Below are 15841 nucleotides of genomic sequence, written 5' to 3'. Positions count from 1 at the left end.
GGGCCCCTTCAAACTGCCTGCCCGGTGTGTTCAGGATAGCCTCCGAACGATCAAAGTGCCCTCGCCAGCCGGGAAGCCCGGCCCCTGCAGGGTAGCTTGCAGCAGCGCTCAGCGCTCCCCCGTTGGGCATGATGACACGGCAAGTCGTTCCGTAGTTGTGTTAACCCTGAAACGCCCCCACAGCAGCCCGCCCACGGCGGCGAGTGTCGAGCCCAGCAGCACCCCCAGCTTGGCCGCCGCCAGCCACGCAGGCGAGGTGAACGAAAGCCCGGCCATGAAAATGGCCATGGTAAAGCCCACCCCTGTCAGCAGTGCGAGCGGCGCGCGTCCTCGCACGCCAACACCCGCGCCGAGCTTAGAGCGGGTTCACATATCGTGCAACAAAACCGCTACATCCTGAACCAAGGGCCCAGGTGCCGGTCCGTTTAGTCAGGCGTCAAACAAGGCGCCGACCTTGCCTGGAGTTTGCGATGCCCTTACCCGCTCTGTTCCTCAATGCGGTGTTTTGCACCAGTGAAGCCCATACCACCTGCATGCCGCCTCAATTCGTATGGGTTGCCGAAACCTTCGTGCGGGAAGATAAACGCGTAGAGCAATGTGCTGAAAAGGCTGCGGAGCTCAACGCCAAGCGGGAGGACCTGAGCGTTCTATACCGCTGCGACACAAAAAAGGGCGTTTGAAGCACTACTTGTTTGCCATAACCCGTTGAAAAACTTCCTTGATGCGCCGACCCTATGGGCCGCCCTCCTTCTCAGGACCTGCCCATGGCTGAGGCTTCAACGTGTTTCGTACTCTTCGTTCAGCTGGAACCCCTGCAGCTGAACCCGCCAGTGTGGCGGCGCATCGTCGTAAACGGGGACACTACGCTGCGGCGGCTTCACCACTTCATTCAGGCGGCGATGGGCTGGCACAGCAGCCATTTGTACGAATTCGACCTGAATGAAAAACGCTACGGGCTACCGGACCGGGAGTTCCCCGATACACGGGTGCTCGATGATCGCAAGTTCAAGCTCAAGCGCCTCCTGAAGGTGGGCGACCGCCTGCGTTACACCTATGACTTCGGGGACAGCTGGCAGCATGTGATCGCGGTAGAGGCCCAGGCGCCGGACGAAGGCAGCGGCAGCTGGTGCATGGTGATGGACGGCGAGCGCGCCTGCCCACCCGAGGATTGTGGCGGCGTAGGCACCTACCAGCACATCCTCGGTGTGCTCAGGCAAGACCCTGACGGTGAAGAAGCCCGGCATTTCCGGCAGTGGGTGGGCCCCAACTTCGATCCCGACATTTTCGACCCCCGCGCCGCCAGCGCGGCGACGCAGCGCATCTGTAATAACTTCTGGGGGTAAGCTCACTCACCTGTAGGGGTGTAGGAGACGGGCGGAGCTCGCGAACAGGCACCACCCAACGATCAACCCAGCACCCCTCGCCCCGCCAGGTTGCGCATCAGTGCCCCTACCCCGAACACCCACGGCGGCGCCTGATCGCTGCCGGTGACCCGGTTGTGCAGCCCGCCCAGTGTCGGCGAGGCGATGCTCACCAGGTCGCCTGCCTTGTGAGTGAACCCCTGGCCTGGCTGGTCGCGGTCGTCGGTGGGGGCGAACAGCGTGCCGAGGAACAGCACGAAACCGTCCGGGTACTGGTGATTGGCATTCAACGTTTGCTGCACCAGGTCGGCCGGGTCCCGGCTGATCTGGCTCATGGCGCTGGTGCCCTCCAGCACGTAACCCTCCTGGCCTTCTACCCGCAGGGTCACGTCGCAGCGGCGCACATCGTCCAGGCTGAAGTGTTCGTCGAACAGCCGAATGAACGGCCCCAAGGCACAGGACGCGTTATTGTCCTTGGCCTTGCCCAGCAGCAGCGCGCTACGGCCTTCCACGTCGCGCAAGTTCACGTCATTGCCCAACGCTGCGCCCTGTATGCGCCCCTGGCTGTCTACGGCCAGTACCACTTCCGGCTCGGGATTGTTCCAGCGCGACGCGGGGTGCACGCCAATGGCCGCGCCCGCGCCAACCGCCGACAACACCGGGGCCTTGGTGAAGATTTCGGCGTCGGGGCCGATGCCCACCTCCAGGTACTGGGACCACATTTGCTGCTCGATCAACAGCGCTTTCAAACGCATGGCCTCGGGTGAGCCGGGCCGCAGGTCGCGCAGGTTATCGCCGATCACGTCCTGCACCAGGCTGCGAATGGCCTCGGCCCGTTGGGCGTCGCCGCCGGCCTTTTCCTCGATCACCCGCTCGATCATGCTGGCGGCAAAGGTAACCCCGGCGGCCTTGATCACCTGCAGGTCGATAGGGGCCAGCAGGCTGGGCTGGCTGGCGTCATGCCCTTCCCCAGTGTTTTCAAGCAACACCTCGATCCGCCCCAGGGACGGCCCTTGCGCATCGCGTACGGCCTGGAGAGGCGAGTCACTGTTCAACAGTTGGCTGAGCGTGGCAAAGCGGGAGGTGCAGTCGATCACTTCGCCATCGCGCACCACAACCACCGCTGGCCCTTCCACTGCCGGCAGCCACACACGGCCAATCAACGTTGCCCGCTGCCAATCCGTCGGCAGGGTGTTTTCGATAGTCAGTCGCAGCGCATCCATAACGTCATTCCATACCCGTAAACAAATCAATGAGAGTGGCGCGGTGGCCCGTTTTCAGCGATCACTCGCCAATACAAGGTGGCGGGCTCCAGGCAGCCGCCGGTGGACAGCTGGCCCACCAATTGCCGATACAGTTCCTGCCAGGGCGTTTGCGCAGGAGCCAACGCCGGCACAGGCTCCTGGCGGCGGGCGGCCAGTTCGGCCTCGTCCACCAGCAGGTTCACGCTCCGTGCGTTGAGGTCCACCCGTAGCCGGTCCCCTGTGCGCAGCAGCGACAGGCCACCACCCACGGCCGATTCCGGCGACATGTTCAGGATCGAGGGGCTGGCCGAGGTGCCACTCTGGCGCCCATCGCCCATGCACGGCAGCGAATCGATCCCCGCCTTGATCAAGGCCGATGGCGGCGCCATGTTCACCACCTCGGCGCTCCCGGGGTAACCCACCGTGCCGCAGCCGCGAATCACCAGGATGCAGCGGTCATCGATGTCCAGCGCCGGGTCGTTGATGCGCGTCTGGTAATCTTCCGGGCCCTCGAACACGATGGCGCGGGCTTCGAAGCAATTGGGCTGGGCCGGGTCGCTGAGGTAGGTACTGCGGAAGGCTTCGCCCACCACCGACATCTTCATGATCGCGCTATCGAAGAAGTTGCCACTGAGCACGATAAAGCCGGCGCGGTGTTTGAGCGGGTCCTCACAGCTGCGGATCACGTCGCGGTCCTGCGTCATTGCATCGTTCACGATCTCGCCCATGCTGCGCCCGCTGACCGAGCGGCAGTCGCGGTGCAGGCGGCCTGCCTTGTCCAGCTCGTGCATCACCGCTGGCACGCCGCCGGCGCGGTGGAAGCTTTCACCCAGGTATTCGCCTGCCGGCATGCAGTTCACCAACAGCGGCACGTCTTCGCCTACCCGTTGCCAGTCTTCGAGCGACAGGTCGATCCCGCTATGGCGCGCGATGGCGATCAAATGCGGCGGGCAATTGGTGGAGGCGCCAAGGGCCGAGGCCACGGCTATGGCGTTCTCGAACGCGGCGTGGGTCATGATCTGGGACGGGCGAATGTCTTCGCGCACCAGGTCGACGATGCGCACGCCGGTAGCATAGGCCATCTGTCCACGCTCACGGTAAGGCGCGGGAATGCTCGCGCAGCCCGGTAGCGACATTCCCAGCGCCTCGGCCAGGGCATTCATCGACAGGGCCGTGCCCATGGTGTTGCAGTGGCCCACCGATGGCGATGCTGCCGTGGTGAGGGTCATGAAGCCTTCGTAGTCGATCTCTCCGGCGCTCAGCAAATTGCGCGCATGCCACAGTACGGTGCCCGAGCCGATCCGCTGGCCCTTGTGCCAGCCATCGAGCATCGGCCCGCCAGACAACACGATCGACGGCAGGTCGGTGGTGGCCGCAGCCATCAGGCAGGCTGGCGTGGTTTTGTCGCAGCCAGTGGTCAGCACTACGCCATCCAGGGGGTAGCCGTGGAGCACTTCCACCAACCCGAGGTAAGCCAGGTTGCGGTCCAGCGCGGCGGTGGGGCGGCGGGACTGTTCGGCGATCGGGTGCACCGGGAATTCCATGGGAATGCCCCCGGCGTCGCGAATGCCGTCGCGTACACGTTTGGCCAATTCCAGGTGATGGCGATTGCACGGGGTGAGGTCGCTGCCGGTCTGGGCAATGCCAATGATCGGGCGCCCGGATTGCAGCTCGGCCCGGGTAAGGCCCTGGTTCATGTAGCGCTCGACGTACAGCGCGGTGAGGTCGGCATGGCTCGGGTCATCGAACCAATCCTGGCTGCGCAGCCGGCGGGGTGTGGTGTCAGTCATGTGGGGCTCCGGCAGAAGTAGGGGCAAGGTTATTATGGCGGCGCAGCTGGCGGATCAGCCCGGCGTGGTCGAGCTCGCCATCGCCGGCCTCGACCATCGCATGGAACAGGCCATCCACCAGGCTGGCGACCGGCAAGCGCAGGCCCAGGCTGTGTGCATAGGCCAAGGCGGTATGGGTGTCCTTGAGTTGCCACTTGGCCATGCCGCCCGGGGCGAAATCCTCGGTGAGCATGCGTTGCCCGTGCTGGCGCCAGATGGGTGAATCCACAAAACCACCCAACAGGGCCTGGTGTACCTTGGCGGGGTCGGCGCCACCACGCTCGGCCAGCAGCAGGCCCTCGCTCACGGTGGCGATGGTGCTGGCCACGATCAGCTGGTTCACCAGCTTGGCCAGTTCGCCAGTGCCGGCCGGCCCCACATGTACTGGCGTGCCCATGGCCGCCAACACTTCACGGCCCTGCGCGAAGGCAGCCGGTTCGCCACCGGCCATGATTGCCAGGGTGCCGGCGTGGGCGCCGCGCTCGCCACCAGACACCGGCGCGTCCAGGTAAGCCAGGCCGTGCCCGGCGCACCAGCGGGCGTGAGCGGCGGCAGCTTCAACGGGGATAGAGCTCATCACGATTACCAGCGCGCCGGGGGCCAGGCCCGTGGCGGCGCCCTGCTCACCGAATACCACCGCATCGCACGTGGGCCCGTCGCTGAGCATGCACACCAACACGCCCGCCCCTTCGGCCGCCTGGATAGCTGTATCGCACACCCGGGCGCCTTCCGCCGCCAGCGGTGCAGCCTTTTCCTTCGAGCGATTCCATGCCCGCACCGCGAAACCGGCCTTCAGCAGGTTGCGGGCCATGGGCATGCCCATGATCCCCGTACCGATAAAGGCCCCGTGTGTACCCCTCATGCCTTGCCTCCCACTACGTCAACAGGGGTACCCGGGTTGGCCGCCACGGGCACCGGGTTTCGTGGCATCAGCACCATGCCCAGGCCACCGGCGCCCACTAGCGCCGCAATGATGAGGAACCCCGGCGTGTAGCTGCCGGTAGCGCTGAACAAAAAGCCGGTGAGGTACGGGCCGGTAAAGCCGCTGAGGTTGCCGATGGAGTTGATCAGGCCGATACCGGCCGCAGCGCCCACACCGGTGAGTACTTGCCCCGGTACTGCCCAGAACACGTTGATCGCGCTGTACACGCCGATGGCCAACAGCACAAAGCCGATCACGATGATCCAGGGCTGGTTGATCAACAACGCCAGCGCGATGGACACCGCAGCGAGTATCGCGGCCCCGCCCGCGTGCCAGTGGCGTTCTTGCAGCCGATCGGAGCGACGGCTCCAGGCAATCATCGCCACCGCAGCCACCGCGTAAGGAATGGCGGTGATAAAGCCGTTCTGCATCAGGCCGATGTCCAGCCCGAAGGAGGCACGGAACGATGCCAGCACGGTGGGCATGAAGAAGTTCATGGCGTTGGAGCCAGAGGTGATACCGAAGTACACCAACGCCAGCATCCACACCTGCCGGCTGGCCAGGGCGCTGCGAATCATCTGGCCCTTGGTAGGCTGCACGCCAACGACCAACGGCTTGGCCCGTTCTTCCTGGTCCAGGGTATTCATCAGCCAGGCGCGTTGCTCGTTGGTGAGCCATTTGGCGTCCGCCGGGCGATCGGTGAGGTAGAAGTAGCACACCACTCCGAGAATGATCGCTGGAACGGCCTCGGCGATGTACATCAGCCGCCAGCCCACCACACCAATGCTGTCGCCCAGTGAAATAAGCCCTACCGACAGTGGTGCGCCCACCACCTGGGCGATGGGTACGCCGAGATAGAAGGTGGCGATCATGCGAGCGCGGTAGCGCGCCGGGAACCACAGCGACAGCAGGTAGATCACCCCTGGGAAGAAGCCCGCTTCGGCGATCCCCAGCAACACCCGCAGGGTGATGAAGTGCCCGGCCGTCTGCAGAAAACCCATGGCGCCAGCGATGATGCCCCAGGTGACCATGATCCGTGCCAGCCACACGCGGGCGCCGAAGCGATGCAGCAATACGTTGCTGGGGACTTCGAAGATGAAATAGCCAAGGAAGAAAATGCCTGCGCCCAGGCCATAGATGGTCTGGCTGATGCCGATGTCATCGTTCATGCGCAACGCAGCGAAGCCGACGTTGTTCCGGTCCAGGAACGCCACCACGAACAGCAGCACGAGGAATGGAATCAAGCGCTTGGTAACGCGCTTGATGGTTTGCCTTTCGATGTCGGAAATGTCCGGGTGTGGAGTGATCATGACGCACGGCCTCGCGTTTTTTATTGTTGGAAAGGGCTGTGATGACGGTGGCGCAGTCTCAGGTGGGGCAATCCTCCATGTGCGCCCGCACGATGGCGTCGAAGTCCGGGTCTGCGGTAAAGCCCAGGGCGCGGGCGCGGGGCGCGTCGACCTTGCTCGGCCAGCTTTCAACGATGCGCTGGATGGTTGCGTCCGGTTCCCAGCGAATCAGCTTCGTAACTTCCGCGCCGGCTACGCGCTGGAGCGCCGCGACCATTTCGGCGACCGTAGTGCTCACCCCAGGCAGCGGGATCACCCGCTGGCTACCCAGGGTGTCCGGCGACAGGGTCATCGCCCTCAACATCGCCTCCACCACCCGGCGCGGTGAAGTGAGGTAGACGGCGGTGTCCGGGCGCACCGGGCACACTGCCGGCAACCCTGCCAATGGCTCGCGAATGATCGAGCTGAAGAAGGTAGACGCCGCCTTGTTCGGCTTGCCCGGGCGCACCGCCACCGTGGGCAGGCGCAGCACGCGGCCATCCACAAAGCCCTTGCGGGCGTAATCGGCGACCAGCAATTCACCTACTGCCTTTTGCATGCCATAAGAGGACTGCGGCGTTAGCGCGGTATTGTCATTCACTACCTCAGGCAGCGCGCCGCCGAACACCGCGAAACCGCTCGCATACACCAGCCGAGGCTGGTTGCCTTGTTTGCGCAGGGTTTCCAGCAGGCTCATCAGGCCATGCAGGTTCACCTGCATGCCCAGGTCGAAGTCGGCTTCTGCCGCCGAGCTCACCACGGCTGCCAGGTGCCATACCAGGTCCACGCCGTCGGTTACCCGCGCCAGCACTTTGGGGTCGGCAATGTTGCCAGTGACCAGTTCGATCCGCCCGTCGCTGGGCACACCTTCGCCAGGGAAGGCATCGAACAGCACGATCCTCTCGATCGCCTGCGGGGGCTGGCCATCGAGCGCCAGGCTGTGCAGCGCGAGCAAGCGCTCGGCCAGTTGCTTGCCAATGAAGCCGGTACCACCGGTGATCAGGATGCGCATAGCGGGCTCCCGAAAGTAGAGCCGAAGAAGATCGCAAGGGTCATGGGCACTGTCCTTTTTATTCTTGAACGCAGCGGTATGGAGCAGCCGCGTGAGAAACCGTAGAACGCCTTGCCGATAATCGCCAATGAGATAATCTCAAGCCTCAATAACAGGAGGTTATCGAATGGCCGATGTAGGGTTTACCCAGCTGTGCAACTGGTTACGCTTTCGCCACCTGGTGCTGATCGACACGCTGGCGCGCACGCAGAACATGCACACCGCTGCGCAAGAGATGAGCATCAGCCAACCGGCCGTAAGCAAGATGCTGCGCGAGGTGGAACACCAGTTGGGCTTTGCCCTGTTCCAGCGCCTGCCTCGGTCCATGTGCCTGACCGACCTTGGGAGCCACGTGGCGCGCTATGCGCAGATCGCGCTCAACGACACGCGCCATTTCGTCGGCCAGGTCAATCACCTGCGCCACGGTGGGCACGGCCTGCTGAAAGTCGGGACTATTTTCGCGCCTACCGCCGTGGCGCTGCCTGCCGCCATTGTGGGCATCAAGCAGCGCTGGCCATTGCTCACCCTCGAAGTGCTCGAAGGCACCAGCGCCAACCTGCTGGAGCGGCTGGAACACAAGCAGCTCGACCTGGTGATCGCCCGCTTCACCCTGGACCGCCATCGCCAATTGTTCGACTTCCAGCCGCTGGCGCCCGAGCCGTTGTGCCTGGTCACCGGTAGCCAGCATCCACTGGCGGGTGCGCGCGAGCTGCCTCTGGCAGAGCTGGGAACCTGGCCATGGATCGTCTACCCCACCGGCACGCCCATGCGCGCGCGGCTGGAGCGGGCCTTCGCCGAAGCTGGCATGCAAACGCCCACCAACACCGTGGAAACGATCTCCATGCAAACCACCCTTCAACTGCTACAGACCTCACCCATGGTGGCCATGCTGGGGGAATCCATGGTGGAACCCGATATCCAAGCCGGCCGGCTGACCCGCCTGGAATTGCCCTTTCCGCTGGTATTGGCCGATTACGGGATCATCACGCGGCGCAACGAATTACCGGGCTGGTCGGCGCAGGCGTTTATCGAGGAATTGCTGAGCGGTGTGGAAGGGCCGCGCGCGGCACGCTAGAGGCCTCGATAACCCCGGGTTATCGAATGATCGAAAGCTATCATTTGGCGCCGTTGCGATCGCCAGCTAGCCTGCCTCTCACGCTCGCGCTGCCGAGCGCCACCGCTCAGCAGAGGCGTGCATGAAAACAATAAAGAGCTACAAGGCCCTGACGATCGGGTTCCTGTTCCTGATCGGCGTGGTCAACTACCTGGACCGCAGTGCGCTGTCCATTGCAAATACGTCCATCCAGAAAGACCTGGCCATCAGCCCGGTGCAAATGGGCGTGATGCTGTCGGCGTTTTCCATTGCCTATGCCTTCTCGCAGCTGCCGCTGGGGGCGCTGATCGACAAGCTGGGCAGCAAGCTGGCACTGGGCGGCTCGCTGATCGTCTGGTCAATCGCACAAGCGGCGTTCGGCCTGTTCAGCGGCTTCACCCACCTGGTAGCGTTGCGGGTGCTGCTGGGCATCGGCGAGGCGCCGGTGTTCCCGTCGGCGGCCAAGGCCCTTTCCGAATGGTTCGATACCCAGGAGCGCGGCACCGCTACGGGCTGGGTGTGGTCGTCCACCTGCATCGGCCCCTGCCTCGCCCCGCCGCTGCTCACGGTGTTCATGGTGCACCTGGGCTGGCGAGGCATGTTCATCCTTACCGGGGCAATTGGCCTGGTGCTCGCCGCCTGCTGGTTCGCGTTCTACAAGAGCAAGGCGCAGTACATGGCGGAAACCGGCCGCGCCGAGCCCGTGCCGGCCCAACGCAGCGCCACCCCACGGCTGCGCTGGGCGGCGATGTTCAAGGAGCGCAATACCTGGGGGGCGTTCCTGGGGTTCATGGGCGTGATCTACATGATCTGGCTCAACCTCACCTGGCTCCCCGGCTACTTCGAGCGCGAGCACGGCCTGGACTTGTACCGCACCGCCTGGGTGGTATCACTGGCCTACCTCTGCGGCGCGGTAGGCACCATCGTGGCGGGCAAGGCCTGCGACCGGCTGGTAGCCAAGGGTATGAAAGTACTGGCCAGCCGCAAGCTGATGGTGATTCTCGGCCTGGTTGGCGGCGCGCTGTTCACGCTCATCGTGGCCTTCACCACCAACGTGGTGGCCTGCGTGGTGCTGCTGTGCCTCACCATGTTCTTCATCAGCATCTCCAGCGCCACCGCCTGGATGATCGTGAACACCATCGTGCCCTCCGAACGCGTGGCCTCGTTCGGTTCGATCCAGAACTTCGGCGGCTACCTGGCCGGCTCCATCGCGCCTATCCTTACCGGCTTCAGCGTGCAGCAAAGCGGCTCGTTTTCATCGGCCTTCGTGATCAGCGCGGTGGTGGCCGCCTGCTCGGCCCTGGCCTACTTCGCCCTGCTCAAGGAGCCACAGGTCAAGGCGCCGATCGTTGCGGGTGGGGAGGCGGTGCGGGCGGGAGTGTAGGGTCTGCCCACGGGCGGCACTGCCCTTAGCCTTATGAGTACCTACCGCGCCGACTTGCCATACAGTTTCAACAACTCCAACGTCACCCCATTGGTCCAACCGAAGCCATCCTGCAGGGCGTACTCGCCGCCGCCACCGCCCTGCCCGCCTTCGATGTCGTATTTCTCGACCAGCTTGGCCTCGCGGCCATACAGGTTTTGCACTTGTTCCAGGAACCGGCGGCCGATGGTTTCGGCCAGCGCATCCTGGCCATAGCCGCGCAGGCCCTGCACGGCAATGAGCTGCAAGGGCGCCCAGCCGTTGGGGGCGTCCCATTGCTGGCCGCTATTCTGAGTAGTGGTGGCCAAGCCGCCGGGGCGCAGCAGTTGCTGGTTGACGCTGGCGGCGGTTTGCTCGGCGTGGGCCTGGGTTGCAAGGCCGGCATACAGCGGATACAGGCTTGCGGCGCTGATGCGGTCGCTCAGGGCCTGCTTTTGCCAGTCGTAGTCGGCATAGAAGCCCGCCGGGTTCCACAGGTGCTGCTCCACCGCCTTCTGTCGCGCCTGCGCCCATTGGGTATAGCGCGCGGTACAGGCGGGCTGGCTGCTCTGCTGGCAGGCTTTGGCGATAGTCTGCTCCAAGTGGAACATCAGGCTGTTGAGGTCTACCGGCACAATGGCGGTAGTGCGAATGGTTGCCATGGATTTTGCGTCGCCCAGCCAGCGTGACGAATAATCCCAGCCACTCTCGGCCCCGGCACGCAAGTCGCGGTACACCTCGGGGGCCGGCCGGTCCGGTGCTTGCGCGGCGGTGGCGCGGTCTTCGGCCCAGGACTCCTGCCGTGGTGCATCGCTGGCATCCCAGTAGCGATTGAGCACGCTGCCGTCGGCCAGCTTCACCACATGCGCCGTGGCCTCGCCCGGTTTGAGGGTTTGCGCGCCTTCCATCCAGTAGGCGTATTCCTTCTGCAGCTGCGGCAAATAACGCTGGTAGGCGCTGTCCCCTTCCAGCCGTGCCAGCAGGTCCACCATGTACGCGAAGAACGGCGGCTGCGAGCGGCTCAGGTAGTAGGTGCGGTTGCCGTTGGGAATGTGACCGTAGGTGTCGATCAGGTAGGCGAAGTTGTCCACCATGTCACGCACCTGGGCGGTGCGGCCGCTTTCCGCCAAGCCCAGCATGGTGAAGTAGGAATCCCAGTAATACATCTCACGGAAACGCCCGCCCGGTACCACGAACGAACGCGGCAAGGGCAACAGGCTGCTATAGGCCGGCACCTGCTGATAATTGCGGGTGAGCACAGGCCACAAATCGTTGATGTGAGTAGGCAGATCGGCGCCCGGCTTGGGAGGCTGCACATCTGCAGTACCGGACTCTTCGAAATTGGCGGTTACAAAGGCCTTGAGGTCGAAACCGGGCTGGTCCTTCTGGGCAAGATACGCCGCGCGAATATCCGCTGGAGCCTTGCGAGGCAAGGCGTCCACGAAATGCTTCTGGTCGGTGAAGAGGTTGCTTTGCTGCACTGCCAGGAACAGCTCGGGATAGGCTTGATCCGGCGGAATTTCTCGGCTGGCCGATACCGCCTGCCAGGTCCATTGCGGCGTTACCGGCTGCTGTTCGGCGGTGGAACATCCGTAGATCGCCGCCAGCGTAATGGACACCGCGAGCGTGGTCGCGCGGGGGAATGACGTCATAGGTACTTCCTCTCAAGCGTTCCGGGCACCTTGAAGTCGACCGACGGCAGCAGCAGGTGTTCGTTTGGATTGCAGGAAGAAAACTTCAGGGACGCGCGCAACAGACGCGTGCGCTGCAGAATTTGCCGAAAAACTGGCGATGTGATATCAATCGGATCCGTTTCTTCTGGTACCTGCCGCTGTGGTCCTGATTACCCCTGCATTGTTGCTCATGCTCAAGCCCGCCGCCTGGGGCGTTGCAGCGTTGGTTGCGAGCAACCTGCTTAAAACACCCTGGGCTCGTGGCTATGTAGGCGAGCTGCTGGTGCGGTCGCAGGCGCGCCGAGGCTTGCCCGACACCCTGTACCAACGCCTGCATAACGTGACCTTGCGCACGCCGGACGGCACTACCCAGATCGACCACGTGTTCGTGTCGCCTTATGGTGTATTTGTGCTGGAAACCAAACACATGCGCGGCTGGATCTTCGGCGGCGAGCGCCAGGCGCAGTGGACCCAGAAGCTCTACCGCAAGACGTGGCGCTTCCAGAACCCGCTGCGCCAGAACTACAAACATGTGAAAGCGCTGGAAGCGGCACTAGGCATTGGCCCGCAGCATGTGCATTCGGTGGTGGTGTTCAGCGGCGCGGCGACCTTCAAAACTGGCATGCCTGCGAACGTGACACGAGGGCGGGGGTTTGTCGCCTACATCAAAAGCTTCCGTGAGCCGGTATTCAGCCAGGCGCAGGTCGATGCGATGAGCCGGGAACTGCGGCGCCAGCGTCTGCCTGCCACGTGGGCGACGAGCCGAGCACATGTGGCGCATTTGAGGGCCCGAAAATGAGGCGCGTGGCGCGGGTGGCTGCCGTCTTGTGGGTAATTTCCTTGAGCGCTGGCGCCAACGCCGAGGAAAAACCGTTAGCGACTCAGGCCGCCGAAGCACTGCAGCCGGTTGGCAAAGGTATTAACACCACCCTCCTGCAGTTTCTTGCCGGCTCGGGTGGGCTGTTAGGCAAAGGCGCGCAGCACAACCTCACTACCCAGGCACAGGCGGATGCCGTCGCTAACCGCGGCAACCGCCAAACCATGCAAGCCTGCATCAAGCCAGGCAACCTGATCGACGACGACGTGCGCGAATGCATGAACGGTACCCGGAGCCGGGATTGGTGAGCGCCGGGTGACCTGACCGAACCTTTGGGAAGGGCCCTGCCCGGGCTCACCCCTTCACCACCTGCCGTATTTCCTCCATCAACGCCTGCGCTGCGGGCGAGTGCAGCGCGTTGGCGCGGTGGATCAGGCCGATGGCCCGGCTGGTATGGCGAAGTTGCAGCGGCAGGCGTTGCAGGCTACCGTCGGCGATCTCGTATTCGAGCTGATGCGCAGACACCGCGGTAAGCATGTCCGAGTTCATCAGCAACCCACGGATCAGCGCAAGGTCTCCGGTTTCCACGACCGGCACAGGCGGCTCCAGCCCCATTGCTTCGAAAAACCCTTCCAGCAACTGCCGCGCCGGCGTTGCCGCGCGGGGCAGCACCCAGCGGGCATTAGCCAGGTCGGCGGGGCTTACGCCCTGATCCAACAGAGGATGCCCGCGCTGTGCCAGCACCACCATTTCCTCGTTCAGCAAGGCCTCGCTGTGAAGGTCCGAGGCGTAGTCGCTGGGCCGCAGCGCGCCGAGGATGAAATCCAGCTCGCCGGCGCGCAATTCACTGGCCAGCCATTCGAACGGGCTTTCGTGAGTGGCGATGCGCACCTGAGGGTGGGCGTGCAACAGCGCGGTGATGGCCTGGGGCAGGATACGGGTGCGGCACAACGGCAGCGCCCCGATGGTCACCACACCTTGTACGTTGCCCTGCAAGGCGGCGAGGTCGGCGTCGATATGGCGCAACTCGTTCAGCGCCCGGCGAATGGGCACCAGTATGTCAGTGGCCATGCGCGTGGGCAGCAAACCGCGCGGGGTGCGCTCGAACAACACCTGGCCGCTGCCGTTCTCCAGCACCTTCAGCGCTGAGCTCACCGCCGGCTGGGTCAGCCCGAAATGGCTGGCCACGGTTTGCATGTGGCGGCTGGCGCACAGCCGCACGAACACTTCGAGCCGGCGGGCATTGAGCAGGTACAGCGGCTCTGCACCCGTGGTATCGCCGAGGATCGCCGGCACCGAGGCCAGGTCATTGAGCGCTGCCTTGGCTCGTGGCATCACCCGTTTGCCGTATTCGGTGAGCAGCATGCCGTTGGCGCGGCGCTCGAACAGCACGGCGCCCAGGCGCTGCTCCAGGTCTGCTACCGCCCGGGTAACCACGGACTGCGCCCGATACAACGTTTCGCACGCGCGGGAAATACTTCCCAGCTCGGCCACCCGCACAAACGCGCGGATTTGCATAAGGTTTGGAACGTCCATCGGATCACCCGGGCCAGCCGCAGCCACCCTCATAAACTTCGATAATTAAAACGCATACCCGTTGTAAGCCATCGCATTATGCCAGCGCGGCGCCACATGCAAACCTTCCTTATCGAACGAGGAGCCGTCCATGTCTGAATCCAACAAGAAAACAGCGCTGGTGGTCAGCGCGCATTCCGCCGACTTCGTATGGCGGGCCGGTGGCGCCATCGCCCTGCACGCCCAGCAAGGCTACGACGTTCATATCGTGTGCCTGTCCTATGGCGAGCGCGGCGAATCGGCCAAGCTGTGGCGCAAGGGCGCGGACATGACCGAAGCCAAGGTGAAGGAATCGCGCCAGCGCGAAGCCGAAGCCGCGGCCAGCATCCTGGGTGCCACTGTCGAGTTCTTCGACCTGGGTGACTACCCCCTGCGCATCGACAACGAGGCCCTGCTGCGCCTCGCCCGTGTGTACCGCCGCGTGCTGCCTGAATTTGTGCTCAGCCACTCACGCCTGGACCCGTACAACTACGATCACCCCCGTGCGCTGGCGTTGGCGGAAGAAGCCCGCATCATCGCCCAGGCCGAAGGCTTCGACCCGGGCCAGCCCATCGTGGGCGCGCCGCCGGTGTACAGCTTTGAGCCGCACCAGCCCGAGCAATGCGGCTGGTGCCCGGATGTGCTGCTGGACATCACTTCGGTGTGGGAACAGAAGTACGCCGCTATCCAGTGCATGGCTGGCCAGGAACACCTGTGGGAGTACTACACCCGCGTGGCGCTGCAGCGCGGCGTACAGGCCAAGCGCAACGTGGGCATCACCTCCACCAAAAACATCCAGTACGGTGAAGGCTACCAAAGCGTCTTCCCACGGGTGACGGAGAACCTGGGATGAGCGCGCTGATCGGCAAAACTGGTGTAGTAGTGCGCAACATCGAGCGCGCCGAGGGTGCTTCGCTCAAGGAGCTAGCCACCCTGGGTGTGGCAACCGTGCACGAAGCCCAAGGCCGCAAAGGTTTGCTGCGCCGGGACATCCGCCCCATCCAGCAGGATTTCGGCATCGCCGGCAGCGCCGTGACCGTGCTGGTAGCACCAGGCGACAACTGGATGTTCCACGTTGCCGTGGAGCTGTGCCAGCCCGGCGACATCCTTGTGGTAGCACCCTCCTCGCCCTGCGCCGATGGCTACTTTGGTGACCTTCTGGCCACCTCGCTCAAGGCCCGGGGTGTGGCCGCGCTGGTGATCGATGCCGGCGTGCGCGACACCCGCACCCTTCGCGAGATGGGCTTCCCAGTGTGGTCTCGCGCCATCAGCGCGCAAGGCACGGTGAAGGAAACCCTCGGGTCGGTGAACATCCCGCTGGTATGCGGCGATCAGTTGATCTACCCCGGCGATGCCATCGTCGCGGACGATGACGGCGTTGTAGTAGTGCGCCGCGCCGAAGTGCAACCGGTACTCGCGGCAACGCGCAAGCGCGCCGACGTGGAAGAACAAAAGCGCGTGCGCCTGGCGGACGGCGAGCTGGGCCTGGACATCTACAACATGCGCCCACGCCTGGCCGAAAAAGGCTTGCGCTACGTGGACCGTCTTGAAGACCTGGAGGGCTGAG

General features: G+C 64.0%; 15 protein-coding genes and 1 pseudogene. 8 read left to right on the top strand and 8 right to left on the bottom strand.

Translation table 11 applies throughout. The features are described from left to right. Positions 1-108: 108 nt before the first annotated feature. Positions 109-345 (bottom strand): annotated as a pseudogene (locus G7016_RS05545) (Na+/H+ antiporter NhaA); the annotation flags it as partial. Between the two features lie 125 nt (positions 346-470). On the opposite strand from G7016_RS05545, the gene G7016_RS05540 reads away from it, so the two are divergent. Both G7016_RS05540 and G7016_RS05535 read left to right on the top strand, forming a co-directional pair. Then, positions 471-680 (top strand): hypothetical protein, encoded by a 210-nt coding sequence (locus tag G7016_RS05540; RefSeq protein ID WP_181111848.1) that lies wholly within the window; start codon positions 471-473, stop codon positions 678-680. A gap of 84 nt (positions 681-764) precedes the next feature. After that, positions 765-1343, top strand: coding sequence for a plasmid pRiA4b ORF-3 family protein (locus G7016_RS05535; protein WP_181111847.1), 579 nt, complete (start codon positions 765-767; stop codon positions 1341-1343). Between the two features lie 62 nt (positions 1344-1405). Here the strand turns inward: G7016_RS05535 and G7016_RS05530 are convergent, their stop codons facing one another. The 5 genes from G7016_RS05530 to denD are packed head-to-tail and all read right to left on the bottom strand — an operon-like array spanning position 1406 to position 7696. After that, a complete protein-coding gene (locus tag G7016_RS05530; RefSeq protein ID WP_181111846.1) occupies positions 1406-2584 on the bottom strand; it encodes a fumarylacetoacetate hydrolase family protein in 1179 nt (392 codons plus the stop codon). 26 nt (positions 2585-2610) lie between these two features. Continuing rightward, on the bottom strand, positions 2611-4395 hold the full coding sequence (locus G7016_RS05525) for an IlvD/Edd family dehydratase (RefSeq protein WP_181111845.1): 1785 nt from the start codon (positions 4393-4395) through the stop codon (positions 2611-2613). Continuing rightward, entirely contained in the window at positions 4388-5296 is a 909-nt protein-coding gene (locus G7016_RS05520) for an NAD(P)-dependent oxidoreductase (RefSeq protein ID WP_181111844.1), read from the bottom strand. The genes G7016_RS05525 and G7016_RS05520 overlap by 8 nt, the downstream gene beginning before the upstream one ends. Next, entirely contained in the window at positions 5293-6666 is a 1374-nt protein-coding gene (locus G7016_RS05515; RefSeq protein WP_181111843.1) for an MFS transporter, read from the bottom strand. Before G7016_RS05515 ends, G7016_RS05520 begins: the two co-directional genes overlap by 4 nt. A 58-nt stretch (positions 6667-6724) precedes the next feature. Next, positions 6725-7696 (bottom strand): D-erythronate dehydrogenase, encoded by a 972-nt coding sequence (gene denD, locus G7016_RS05510; protein WP_181111842.1) that lies wholly within the window; start codon positions 7694-7696, stop codon positions 6725-6727. 166 nt (positions 7697-7862) lie between these two features. Here denD and G7016_RS05505 point away from each other — a divergent pair, with 166 nt between their 5' ends. Both G7016_RS05505 and G7016_RS05500 read left to right on the top strand, forming a co-directional pair. Then, positions 7863-8810 carry a LysR family transcriptional regulator gene (locus G7016_RS05505; protein ID WP_181111841.1) on the top strand — a complete coding sequence of 316 codons (948 nt, stop codon included), beginning with the start codon at positions 7863-7865 and terminating at the stop codon, positions 8808-8810. 121 nt (positions 8811-8931) lie between these two features. Next, positions 8932-10212: an MFS transporter gene (locus tag G7016_RS05500; protein WP_181111840.1), complete on the top strand. Its 1281-nt coding sequence runs from the start codon at positions 8932-8934 to the stop codon at positions 10210-10212. Between the two features lie 41 nt (positions 10213-10253). Here the strand turns inward: G7016_RS05500 and treA are convergent, their stop codons facing one another. Next, on the bottom strand, positions 10254-11882 hold the full coding sequence (gene treA, locus G7016_RS05495) for an alpha,alpha-trehalase TreA (protein ID WP_181111839.1): 1629 nt from the start codon (positions 11880-11882) through the stop codon (positions 10254-10256). Between the two features lie 181 nt (positions 11883-12063). Here treA and G7016_RS05490 point away from each other — a divergent pair, with 181 nt between their 5' ends. Both G7016_RS05490 and G7016_RS05485 read left to right on the top strand, forming a co-directional pair. Further along, positions 12064-12702, top strand: a complete 639-nt coding sequence (locus tag G7016_RS05490) for a nuclease-related domain-containing protein (protein WP_308812136.1) — start codon at positions 12064-12066, stop codon at positions 12700-12702. Positions 12703-12716: 14 nt separating this feature from the next. After that, positions 12717-13028, top strand: coding sequence for a hypothetical protein (locus tag G7016_RS05485; protein WP_181111838.1), 312 nt, complete (start codon positions 12717-12719; stop codon positions 13026-13028). Positions 13029-13074: 46 nt separating this feature from the next. Here the strand turns inward: G7016_RS05485 and G7016_RS05480 are convergent, their stop codons facing one another. Then, positions 13075-14256, bottom strand: coding sequence for a LysR substrate-binding domain-containing protein (locus G7016_RS05480; RefSeq protein ID WP_181111837.1), 1182 nt, complete (start codon positions 14254-14256; stop codon positions 13075-13077). 130 nt (positions 14257-14386) lie between these two features. On the opposite strand from G7016_RS05480, the gene galB reads away from it, so the two are divergent. Together galB and G7016_RS05470 are read left to right on the top strand one after the other, a co-directional pair. Then, complete coding sequence (gene galB / locus G7016_RS05475) at positions 14387-15127, top strand: 4-oxalmesaconate hydratase (protein ID WP_181111836.1); 741 nt, start codon at positions 14387-14389, stop codon at positions 15125-15127. Next, positions 15124-15840, top strand: coding sequence for a 4-carboxy-4-hydroxy-2-oxoadipate aldolase/oxaloacetate decarboxylase (locus G7016_RS05470; protein ID WP_181111835.1), 717 nt, complete (start codon positions 15124-15126; stop codon positions 15838-15840). The genes galB and G7016_RS05470 overlap by 4 nt, the downstream gene beginning before the upstream one ends. The last annotated feature ends 1 nt before the right edge of the window (position 15841 follow it).

It is taken from the genome of Pseudomonas japonica, from assembly GCF_013522925.1.
In the GTDB taxonomy this organism is placed as follows: domain Bacteria; phylum Pseudomonadota; class Gammaproteobacteria; order Pseudomonadales; family Pseudomonadaceae; genus Aquipseudomonas; species Aquipseudomonas japonica_A.
Note: the sequence above shows the minus strand (reverse complement) of the source record. Positions and strands in the feature narration are given on the sequence as shown.